General features: G+C 56.6%; 6 protein-coding genes. All 6 read left to right on the top strand.

Features of this window, described 5'->3' with window-relative positions; genetic code table 11:
- The first annotated feature begins 36 nt into the window (after positions 1-36).
- On the top strand, positions 37-5,421 hold the full coding sequence (locus ACTJJI_RS20025) for an Ig-like domain-containing protein (protein ID WP_440655313.1): 5,385 nt from the start codon (positions 37-39) through the stop codon (positions 5,419-5,421).
- A 44-nt stretch (positions 5,422-5,465) separates the two neighbouring features.
- The gene (locus ACTJJI_RS20020; RefSeq protein WP_440655311.1) at positions 5,466-6,371 is read left to right on the top strand and encodes an OmpA family protein; all 906 of its coding nucleotides are present in this window, start codon (positions 5,466-5,468) and stop codon (positions 6,369-6,371) included.
- Between the two features lie 215 nt (positions 6,372-6,586).
- Positions 6,587-8,845, top strand: a complete 2,259-nt coding sequence (locus ACTJJI_RS20015) for a type I secretion system permease/ATPase (protein WP_440655309.1) — start codon at positions 6,587-6,589, stop codon at positions 8,843-8,845.
- A complete protein-coding gene (locus ACTJJI_RS20010) occupies positions 8,842-10,077 on the top strand; it encodes an HlyD family type I secretion periplasmic adaptor subunit (RefSeq protein ID WP_063412048.1) in 1,236 nt (411 codons plus the stop codon). Before ACTJJI_RS20015 ends, ACTJJI_RS20010 begins: the two co-directional genes overlap by 4 nt.
- Before the next feature lies 1 nt (position 10,078).
- The gene (locus tag ACTJJI_RS20005) at positions 10,079-11,539 is read left to right on the top strand and encodes a TolC family protein (RefSeq protein ID WP_163281456.1); all 1,461 of its coding nucleotides are present in this window, start codon (positions 10,079-10,081) and stop codon (positions 11,537-11,539) included.
- A 50-nt stretch (positions 11,540-11,589) separates the two neighbouring features.
- Positions 11,590-12,276, top strand: coding sequence for a response regulator transcription factor (locus ACTJJI_RS20000; RefSeq protein WP_014833650.1), 687 nt, complete (start codon positions 11,590-11,592; stop codon positions 12,274-12,276).
- The last annotated feature ends 62 nt before the right edge of the window (positions 12,277-12,338 follow it).

Below are 12,338 nucleotides of genomic sequence, written 5' to 3'. Positions count from 1 at the left end.
GACCAGAACATAAACAGAATTCATTTGGAAAATTGTATGAAAAAGACCATTACTACGAACAACAATACCGAAAATATCGCTGCAATGGCGACCTTACCACCGCTGCCGAGTGACGTTTTACTGTGGAACGACTACCAGTTCCCGCGTGAAATTCACAACGGCGATCCGAGCGAAGATAACACCCCAACCTTTAGCGGTAAGGGTGAGGCGGGCATGACGGCGGTGATCGACCTCGGTGGCGGTCAGAGCGTTCGCGTACCGGTCAGTTCAGAAGGTATCTGGAGCTGGACGCCTGCGCCTGCGCTGGCGGACGGGTCTTATACCTGGTCTGTGGCACTGGAAGACGCGCAGGGCAACCGCGGTCCGTCTACCCCGCCAATCAGCTTCACCATCGATACGGTGGGTAATGCGGTGTCCATCAGCCACGCTGAAGATAACACCGGTACGCTGACCAACCCGCTGGCAAGCGGCAGCAGCACGGATGACGTTAACCCGGTTATCGTGGGGACGGCGACGCCGGGCTCCCTGGTGACCCTGTACGTTGATGGCGAACCTGTTGGCTCGATGACCGCTGATCCGGTCACCGGCGAGTGGGCGATTGAGATCAACCCGGCGCTGGAATCGGGTAAAACCTACGAAATCACCGCGGGCGAGTATAGCGGCCCGGGTGAAATCCCTGCGCCGACGCGTCCGTTCCTGTTGACGGTGGACACCGTTGTGCCAACCGGCACCTTCGATCGTATTGAAGACAACGAAGGCCGTTATAAGGGTGATGTGGCCAACCCGGGCGTGACCGATGACACCACCCCAACCCTGCACGGTACCGGCCGTCCGGGGGATATCGTGTTCGTGCGCAACGGCAGCGACATCATTGATTCAGTCACTGTTCGCCCTGACGGCAGCTGGGAATACACCCTGCCTGAGCAGACGAACGGCACTTCGCTGGACGTGAGCGTGGTCTTCCGTGGCCCGACCGGGGTGGAAAGCGCACCGACTGCACCGTGGAAGCTGGTGATCGATACTGAAGCACCAAACAAACCGATTATTGGCGACGTCGAGGACGACCAGGGTCCGGATGTCGGCCCTATTCACAACGGTGACACCACGGATGACACGCAGCCGGTATTCAGCGGCGAAGGCGCCGTGCCTGGCGATACCGTTGAACTGATTGTTGACGACGAAGTCGTGGGGACCGCGATTGTCGGTGACGACGGTAAATGGGAAGTGACCCCGGAGAAACCGCTGCCGGAAGGCGAACATGAAGCGGTCGTGGTGATCACCGATCCTGCGGGCAACGCCAGCGAGCCGTCCGATCCGATCGACTTTATCGTCGACACGCAGCCGCCGGCAAAACCGACGATCGATACCGTTTATGATGACGCAGGTCAGCAGACCGGCAATATCGCTAACGGTGGTATTACGGACGACAGCACCCCGGACTTTACCGGTACGGCCGAGAAGGGCAGCCTGGTGTTTATCATTGTGAACGGGAAAACCGTTGACTCTGTGACCGCTGACGCCTCAACCGGGATCTGGACCTGGACGCCAGCACTGGGCATGGCCAACGGCCATTACGATGTCACCGTTGTGGCGCAGGACAAAGCGGGGCTGCGTTCCGAGCCGTCTGACGCGTTCTCGTTTGATCTGCTGGCCGGCGGTATTCCAACGGCACCGGCAATCACTGACGTGATTGACGACGTCGACGCACATGTGGGTACGGTACAAAACGGCGGCATCACGAACGACGCACGCCCGACCATTACCGGTACCGCACAGGATGGCACCACGGTCTATCTGTACGATGGTACTAACCCGGATCCGATCGGCAGTGCCGTGGTAACAGCTGGCCGCTGGACCATTGACTTTGATTCTGATCTGCCGCAGGGCGAGCACCGCTTCCGTGCCGTGGCCGAAGACAGAACCGGTAACCGCAGTCCGGAAACCGGCGAGTGGGTGATTATTGTCGATTCCGTTGATCCGCTGGCACCTACGGACATTGAGCTGTGGGACGACTTCGGCACGCCGGGTCTCATCGCCAATGACGGCACCACCGACGATAACACCCCAACCTACCGTGGTAAGGGTGAGGCGAACGGTACCGCGATTATCGATCTGGGTAACGGTACTACCGTGCGCGTCCCGGTAGACGATAAGGGTAACTGGAGCTATACCCCAGCCCCGGCGCTGGCGGATGGCGACTATACCTGGAAAGTCTCTATCGAAGACAAAGCCGGTAACGTGGGTCCGGCTTCTGACCCTATCCACTTTATCGTGGATACCAGCCGTAACGGTGTTTCCATCAGCCACGTTGTGGACGATCAGGGTGACATCGTCGGTAATCTGGGCAGCGGTAGCCACACTGACGACACGACCCCAACAGTGGTAGGCCGTGCGACGGCGGGTGCCCTGGTGAACGTGTACGTTGATGGCAAATACATCGACAGCGTACGTGCTGACGCCATTACCGGTGCATGGCAGTACACCCTCAGCCCGGCACTGACGGCGGATGCAACCTATAAGATCACCGCCAGCGAAGACGCAGGCGCAGGTGAGAGTGCACAAACCGCACCGTTCGAACTGACGCTGGATACGCGAGTGCCGACAGGTTCTCTGGATCGCGTCGCGGATGACGTGGGTCTGGTTCAGGGCGATCTGGCGAACCCGGCCGTGACCGATGACACCACCCCAACCCTGTACGGTAAAGGTGTGGCAGGTGATGTGGTGTTTATCTACGACGGTACCCGACTGCTTGACTCCGTCACCGTAGGGCCAGCAAATACCTGGAACTACACGCTGCCACAGCAGAACAACGGCACTGAGCTGTCTCTGACGGCGGTATTCCAGAGCCCGACCGGCGTGAAGAGCGCGCCAACGGCAGCGTGGAACCTGACCATTGATACCGAAGCGCCAAACGCGCCGGTCATTACCGGCTCCTGGGATGATGTCCAGGGCGGTGTATATAACGGTCTGGTGGGTAATGGTGGTGTCACCAACGACAGAACGCTGGATTTACGCGGAACGGCGGAAGCAAATAGTGTTGTTTACATTGTGATCGATAACTATGGCACTGTTGCGGGTTCCGTGACGGCGGATGCGAAAGGTAACTGGGCATTCCCTGTCACGACTAACTACAACCAGCAGTACGACTTCCATGCGTACTCTGTCGATCCGGCGGGCAACCGTTCAGTGGACTCTGCGAAGTTCTCGATTACGGTTGATACGGTCAATAACGCACCTGTCATTACCGGCTCCTGGGATGACGTTCAGGGCGGTGTGTATAACGGTCTGGTGGGTAACGGTGGCGTAACCAACGACAGAACGCTGGATTTACGCGGCACGGCGGAAGCGGGCAGCGTGGTGTATATCATCAACCCGGCAAACGGTGGGGTGCATGGTTCAACCACGGCGGGTGCAAATGGACAATGGTCTTTCCCGCTGACCACCAACTATAACCAGACGTATAACTTCCAGGCTTACTCTGTTGATAAAGCCGGGAACCGTTCGGTGAACTCGACCAACTTCGCGATTACCGTGGATACCGTAGTGGCTGCACCGAACGTAACGGTTATCACTGATAACGTGAACGGCGGTAAAGTCGGTAACCTGGTTGACGGAGATCGTACTAACGACAACCGTCCGACCATTACCGGTAATGGTGCCGAAGCGGGTGCGAAGATTGAGATCGTGCTGGCGCTGGGTAACCAGGGATGGACGAGCGGTACAAACCTCGTCTACACCACCACGGCCAAAGCCGATGGTACCTGGAGCCTTGAAATTCCGAAGGCATTGCAGGATGGCACCTGGTACTTCCGTGCTAATCAGACTGACCTGGCGGGCAACAAGAGCGCTCTGGGGAACCAGCACTATGTTGTTGTCGATACCGTGGCTGCCGCGCCGAACGTAACGGTTATTACTGATAACGTGGCGGGCGGTAAAGTCGGTAACCTGGTTGACGGTGAGCGTACTAACGACAACCGGCCGACCATCACCGGTAACGGTGCGGAAGCGGGCGCGAAGATCGAAATCGTTCTGGCGCTGGGTAATCAGGGGTGGAGTAATAACAACCTCGTGTATACCACCACCGCCAAAGCGGACGGTACCTGGAGCCTGGAAATTCCGAAGGCATTGCAGGATGGCACCTGGTACTTCCGTGCCAATCAGACTGACCAGGCGGGCAACAAGAGCGCTCTGGGTAACCAGCACTATGTTGTGGTTGATACGGTTAACGCAGCACCGACCATTACCAGCGTGATGGATAACGTCGGGAATGAAACCGGCAATGTTGCCAACCTGGGTAAAACGGATGACAGCACGCCAACGTTGAACGGTACGGCGGAGGCAGGCAGTACGGTCTATATCGCCGTGAATGGTGGCACCTACTCGACCACCGCCTCGGCGACGGGTAGCTGGAGCTTTACACCGTCTGCACTGCCGCTGGGTAACCATACCTTTAGCGTCTTCTCGATTGATCAGGCGGGTAACAGGAGTGCGGGTGTTTCCCGTAGCCTGACGGTAATCTCACCGAAAACAAGTGGCTTTGAGGACTTTAATGCGCTGACCCCACAGAGCTATGGGAAGGGGCTGGTTACACTGGCGAGTGGTCTGAAATTTACGTTAAGCGATAACTATTATCCGGGTTACGGTGGTGCAATTTATCAGTGGGGTGTAGGGAATAGCCGTAAACTGGCACTGACCGGTGATATCACCATGCATTTTGATGGTGTGAATGCGGTAAGCATGAAGCTTTCCGGTGCAAACGACTCAATTCAATCAAGTGTCGTGAAATCCACCTTCATTGTCTACGATACTGCAGGCAAGGTGATTTCATCCGGGTATCTGCCTTCTGGGGAAGCGACCTTCTCCGCCACCGCACCAGCGGGACGCGAGATTGGCAATATTGTCTTCCATATGGGGCGAGGGGCCAGCAGTGGTCTGTCGGGCGGTGGTAATACCATCAACACCGATCAGTACATGATTGATGATGTTCGCTGGACGGTTAATACCACCCGCACTGCCTCCAGAAGCATGATGATGAGCACGGAAGAGCAGCATGACGACAACACCCATGCCGTCAGCACGCTGAACGGTCATGAGATCAATCTGGATAACCTCCAGCACAAGACCATTGATCTGACCAACAGCAAGCAGGACAAGCTGAATATCAGTCTGAACGACGTGCTGACCCACGCGGAGAAAGATCTGTTTATCGCCGATGGCAACAAACAGATGATGGTTCAGGGTAACAAAGGTGATGTTGTGAACCTGAGCGATCTGCTGCCAGACAATACCGATCCGGGCAACTGGACCAACGCAGGTAACGTCAAGGTGTCTGGCGTCGAATACCAGGTGTACCAGATGGAAAATCTGGACGTGGAACTGCTGGTGCAGAACGGCGTCACCGTCAACGTGAATAATCACTAACTTAAACTTTTCCAGGCCCCCGGGAGGGGGCCTGTGGAGGATTTATGACTTTTTTCAAGACCTCTTTATTCGCGGCGCTGTTTACTACCTCCGCATTTGTTATCCACCCGGCGCTGGCGGCGGAGAATTTTGGTAAGACGTATCAGCCTGTCGCTCCCGTCGGCCAGACCCAGACGCAGGTGGTTTACTACCGTGATGCCAGCAACACCTCAGGTGGCGCGGCACATATTTATGTCGATAACGAATTCCACGACGCACTGCTGCCGGGCGGCTATACCGTTTTCTGTCTGGCGCCGGGCAAGCACAATCTGGGCGCGTACCAGAATGATGCACCGCAGTATCGTGGCAAAGAGCAGGGCTACAACGTCGAGATGAGCGGCGGCCAGACCTATTTCGTGCGCGTCAGCTCAACCATGAATGCGGTGCCGGAAGCCCGTACGCGCGAGCAGGCGGAAAAGGATCTCGCTGGTCTGCGTGAGCAGACACACGTGCTGTCCCGTGCCTCAAGCGTAGAGGCCTGTAAGAACCTTGCGCCACAGTATAAAGATTACACCCTCTCGGGCGATGTGATGTTCCGCTTCGGTAAGGGAAATGAGAAGGGCGTTTCCGCTCAGGGTCGCCAGGCCGTAAAAGATCTGGTTGCGACGATCAAACGTGAAAACGTTGAACTGAAGCAGATCCAGGTGATCGGCCACACGGATGCCATTGGCAGCGATCGCAGCAACTATGCCCTTGGCCTGAAGCGCGCGCAGACTGTCCGCACCATGCTGGCTGAGAACGGCCTTCCGGCACGCCTGATGACGGCGACCAGCGTGGGCAGCAATGAGCCTGTAGTCAATGACTGTGACGCCTCGAACAAGAGCGCGTTGATCTCCTGTCTGTCGCCTAACCGCCGTGTTGTGGTACGCGTAAGCGGCGATCAGAACGTGACTGCTCCTGCGCAGAAATAATCGCTAAACCCTGCCTTCCCGTAACGGGAGGGCACCATCTTTTCCCCCTGTTTCCTCTCTAAAACCTCTTTCGTATCAAAAAATAACCAGTTCCATTGAGACAGGTCTCATTAAGGCAAGACCATTCCGCGTGACAGAATATTCCTAATTCATCTCAAAAAGTCTTTTTATCTTTTTGATTTAACTGTCTTTTAACAACCAGGAACACGCGAAATATGGAATCCTCAATGGCCAATACCCAGGAGGAACAGCTGCACACTATCGCCCGTGATACCCGACTTAATGACGACACTCTGCTCAGAAGCATTGCCTGGCTGTCCGATCATTATGGTCTGGGTAAGAGTGACGATGTCTTGCTGGCTGGTCTGCCTGTTGAACAAACTCTCACACCCTCTTTAGCGCTTGATGCGCTCAAAAACGCCGGTATCACCGGGGGGCTCATCAAGCGTAACAGCGCTGAACTGCCCGAGCAGGTTTTCCCCATGATTCTGCTGCGCAAAGGTGCGGGCGGCATGGTGCTGCTTGCGCGTGAGCGTCGTAAAAATGCCGACGATAAATGGGATCTCTTCTACTCCCTGATCATGCCGGAAGTGGGCGATGAGCCGGTTGAGCTGAACCATGAGGCGCTGAGCGAACTGTATGTCGGTTATGCCATTGCGGCGAAACCAACAGCGCGCATTGACAGCCGGGTCAGCGATATCGCGCCGCCGCAACCAAAAGGTCACTGGCTGTTCAGTACCCTGTGGCGCTATCGCAGCTACTACCGCAGCGCCGCGCTGGCGTCGGTGCTGGTGAACGTGCTCGCGCTGGCCACGGTATTCTTTACCATGAACGTGTATGACCGCGTTATCCCTAACCAGGCCTTTACCACGCTCTGGTCGCTGGCAATTGGCGTCCTGGTGGCGATGGTCTTTGAAGCCATCACCCGTACGGTGCGTGCGCATCTGCTTGATACCGCCGGAAAGAAAGCGGATTTGATTGTCGGTAGCATTCTGTTTCGTCAGTCGCTGGCGGTCAAAATGGAGCATAAACCGGCCTCGTCTGGCTCGTTTGCCAACCAGTTGCGCGAGTTTGAATCCGTGCGTGACTTCGTCTCTTCCGCCACCCTGGCGACCATTGCCGATCTGCCTTTTGTGCTGCTGTTTATCGGCATTATTTTTGCCATCGGCGGTTCGCTGGCCATTATTCCGCTGCTGATGTTGCCGATGATCCTGATTGTCAGCCTGCTGATCCAGTGGCCGCTGGCGAAGGTGATGAAAGCCAGCCTGCAGGAGGCCTCGTTAAAGCAGGGCGTGCTGATTGAATCCATTGAAGGCATGGAAACCCTGAAATCGGTTGGCGGTGAATCCTGGATGCAGAGCCGCTGGCAGAAATTCAGCGCCATGCAATCTTCCAGCGCGGCGGCGTCAAAACATTACTCGACGCTGGCAATGAACTCGGTGAGTTTTCTGCAGCAGTTGCAGACGGTGATGCTGATTGTCACCGGCGTATACCTGATCGATGCCGGTAACCTGACCCAGGGTGCGCTGATCGGGACCGTGATGCTGGCGGGTCGCGTGACCGCGCCATTAAGCCAGGTGATTGGTTTAGCGGTGCGTTACCAGCAGGCGAAAGCTGCGCTGAGCTCGCTGAACAGACTGATGGAACACCCGACCGATCGCAGCAGCGACATTGATTACATCAAACAGCCTGAGCTGAATGGCGATATTGAGCTGAAAGGCGTGACCTTCTCCTATCCGGCACCGCCGATGCAGCCGAACCCGGAGATCCTCAAAGGGGTCAACCTGACGATCAAACCGGGCGAGCGCGTGGCGATTGTCGGCAAAATCGGCAGCGGTAAATCGACCCTGCTGCGCATCATTGCGCGTCTCTATACCCCGGTGAAAGGGCAGCTCTTCAGCAGTGGTCTGGATGTGAACCAGATTGAGCCCTCCGACTGGCGTAACAACGTGGGCTTTGTCGGCCAGGAAGCGCGTCTGTTTTACGGCACCCTGCGTGAAAACATCATGATTGGTCGTCAGAACGCCTCCTCCGATGAATTCCTGCACGTGCTGCGTCTCACGGGGCTGGATCAGATTGCCGCGCGTCATCCGCGCGGGATCCACATGCCGGTGGGCGAGCAGGGGAACAGTCTCTCCGGTGGGCAGCGTCAGCTGGTGTCACTGGCCCGTACGCTGCTGGCGAGACCGAATCTGTTACTGCTGGATGAACCGACCAGTGCGATGGACTCCCAGACGGAAGCCCTGTTCTTACAACACCTGAAAGTCGCGACCGCCGGGCACACGCTGGTGGTGGTGACCCATCGCCCGTCGCTGCTGGCGCTGGTGGATCGCATGGTGATTATTGATAACGGCAAAATTGTGGCCGATGGTCCTAAACAGCAGGTGTTGGCCGCACTGAACGGCACACCGGCAAACGACAGTGCCCCTGCAAAAGCCGCTACTGGAAAACAGCCCGTGGAGGCCAGCGCATGAAATTCTTAAAGCGTAACAATAACAAGGCATTGTCCGCGCGTGATGCCGCCTGGATGAGCGATATCCAGGAAGCGCTATTCTCGCAGACCACGCCAAAGTCACGCCTGGTGTTATGGCTGATTCTGCTGGTGTTCGCCGGGTTTTTAACCTGGGCGCATTTCGCCAAAGTGGAAGAGATCACCAAAGGCGACGCGAAAATCGTCTCGAAAAGCCGCGAGCAAATTATCCAGAGCCTGGAAGGCGGTATTCTCGAAGAGCTGCACGTCCGTGAGGGCGACATTGTCGAGCCGGGGCAGGTACTGCTGAAAATCGACCCGACTCGCGCCCAGTCCAGCTATCAGGAGACGCTGCGTAAAGTGGTGGCGCTGGAAGCAACCGTTAACCGCCTGCGTGCAGAGGCCTACGGCCTGCCGCTGACCTTTAGCGACCGGGTGAAACAGTACCCTTCCGAAGTGGACCTGGAAACCCGCGCCTATAACAGCCGCAAACAGGCGCTGGAAGAGGGCGTGGCTTCGCTCGAGAAAAGCTACCGCCTGGCGCAAAACGAAATTGCCATGTCCGAGCCGCTGGCCGCGCGCGGCCTGCTCTCGGAAGTGGAGTTGCTGCGTATGCGTCGTCAGGCGAATGACCTGCAATCGCAGATTGTCGAGCGCCGCAACCGCTATCAGGCGGATGCCAACGCCGAGCTGATTCGCCAGGAGCTGGATCTGGTGCAGGCTGAAGAGAGCCTGACAGGACGTGCCGACGTGGTGAGCCGAACCACCATCACCGCGCTGGTAAAAGGCACCGTGAAAAACGTGCGTGTCACCACCATCGGTGGCGTTATCCAGCCGGGTGAACACATTATGGAAATCGTGCCGCTGGAAGACCAGCTGCTGGTGGAAGGGAAAATCAAACCGTCAGACGTCGCTTTCCTGCATGCGGGATTACCGGCGATGGTGAAGATCACCGCCTACGATTTCGGCATTTACGGTGGCCTGAAAGGGCACGTGTCTCTGGTCAGCCCGGACACGCTGAAGGATGACGCCAAAGCCGCCGCCGGTCGCCCTGACGACACCTACTACCGGGTGATGGTCCTGACCGACAGCAGCACGCTGACGGCGGGCGGTAAATCCCTGCCGATTATTCCCGGCATGATTGCCACGGTTGAAATCCGCACCGGTGAAAAAACCATTCTCGATTACCTGTTGAAACCTATCTTCAAAGCGAAGGAAGCGTTCCGCGAGCGTTAATATGAAAAGTAACTCTATTTTTATGCAGCGCCGTCTGGCGGCGCTGTTGACGGCCGCGGCTTGCCTGGCATCGGCTAAAAGTGCAGCAAATAGTGACGGCTTATTAGCCTTTGCGCCTGTAGACCCTGTGGTAAAATCTCGCATGGTGATGGCCTCCACACCGCCCGCACCCGCTGCGCCGTTAGTGGAGCAGGCGCCGGTGACACACGTGGCCGCCGCGCCGAAACGTGATAATAAGGCCCACGCACCCAGCGAAAGGGAAATTCGCGCCCTGTTTAATGATGCGGTGAATACCGCGCTGAGTATCAGCCCCGAAGTGCGTGGCGCGAATTATAATACTGAAGCGGCAGAAGCGAATGTTGACGAAGCGAAAGGTCAGCGCTGGCCGCAAATTGATGTCGGTACCCGTTCCAAAAGTTATCAGTTTGGTGGTGGTGAGCGTCGCTACAGCGACAGCCGACCGGCGGTCACCGTGAATATGGCGACCACACTGCTCGATTTTGGCCGTACCAGTAACACCATTAAAAGCCGTGAAGCCCTGCATGACGCGGCGAAAAATAACGTCGATGCCCAGGCGGAAGATATCGCCTGGCAGGTCAGCAGCGCGCTCGTCGAACTGAGCAAGCAGCGCCAGATTATCAGTCTGAGCCAAAAGTATGTGGCGCGGATGAACGAGCTGGTTGAGATGCTGGACGGGATCGTGAAGGTTGATCAGGGCCGTCGCAGCGAGCTGACTCAGGCCCGGGGGCGGCTGCTCCAGGCGCAATCGTCGCTGGACACGGCCGTCTCACGAGCGCGTGATACTGAAATTACCCTTAACCGCCTGCTGGGGGACAAAAAAGTGCCCCTGCCTGCGGCGACGACCTGGAACCTGAAACCGGGTGAACTGACGACACAGCTTTCAGCCATCGACACGCATCCGACGATTCGCCAGGCTCAGGCGGAGACCGCGTCGGCGCTGGCGGATGCGGATGTCGCGCGCTCGGCCTCTTACCCGACAGTGACCTGGAACGTGGGCAAAAGCACCGGGCGCGACGAACTCGGACGTGAACAGTCCTGGGAGACAGGCGTGAACGTGAGCTGGCCGATTTTCCGCGGCGGTTCTCAGCGAGCCGCTGCACTCTCTGCCGCGCGTCGTGCGGACGCCAGCAGAGAAACCATTGAAAAACAGTTACGCGATCTGGATAACCGCGTACGGGCGGCCGATCAGGATGCCCGTAGCATGCTGGAGCGTGCTGAGTTGTACCATGACTTAGCGTTTGAATCCGATCGCATTCGCCATGATTTCTTCGATCAGTGGTACCACCTTGGCAGACGAACCCTGCTGGATGTGCTGAGTGCAGAAAGTGATTATTACGGTAACCAGGTTGCGGAAGCGACCAACCGCTTTGACGCTTACGCTGCTATTTTTCGTAGTTATGCCAGTGCGGGAACATTATTGCAGTGGCTGAGTAAGCCCTAATCAGCCATTTTTATAATGAACCACACAGCAGGCACAGAAAGAGAGTGCAGATGAATCACTATTCAGGAAAGAAAATTTATATCGCCTTACTCGACGATCATCCGATTGTCCGCAAAGGGCTGGAGATTATTTTCAGCCAGGAGCCGGATTTCGAACTGAAGGGCAGTTTTGCCAGCCGTATCGACCTGATTAATTTTTTACGTACCAACCGGATTGATGTGCTGATCCTCGACTATTTACTCGGGGATGAAGACATCGACGGATTACCGATGATTAAGCAGCTGATGAGCAATTTTCCCTGGCTGAAAATTTTGATCTCATCGACGCTGGAAAATACCGCTATTGTCCGTATGGCCCTGAAGGCCGGTGTGCGCGGGCATATCGGTAAAAGTCGTGATGCCTCGGAAGTGGTGGAGGCGGTGCGCCGCGTGGCGGCAGGGCATATCTGCCTTTCCGAAAGCATGGAGAAGGAGTTTTATCTTATCTCCGAGCCGTCTGCACCCGGTGACGCTGAAGATGAGCAGCATGTGATTGACGGCATTGGCCGTCTGGATCAGCTCTCTGCGCGGGAGCTGGAGGTGTTACGCCTTTTCCTTTCCGGTATGTCGGTGCTGCAAATTTCTGAGAAGTTCAGCCGGAGCCGTAAAACGGTTAGCGGCCAGAAGAAATCCGCAATGAAAAAGCTGGGCGTGAAGACCGACCCGGAGCTGTTCCTCTGGCACGACCAACTGCTGTGAGTATTGCCCGGCGGCGCTACGCTTGCACGGGCCTACAATAAATCGTGCAATTAATTGATATT

This window comes from Enterobacter sp. 22466 (assembly GCF_052044775.1).
Taxonomy (GTDB): Bacteria; Pseudomonadota; Gammaproteobacteria; order Enterobacterales; family Enterobacteriaceae; genus Enterobacter; species Enterobacter dissolvens.
The sequence above is the reverse complement of the archived record's forward strand: the minus strand, read 5'-3'. Positions and strand labels throughout refer to the sequence as shown.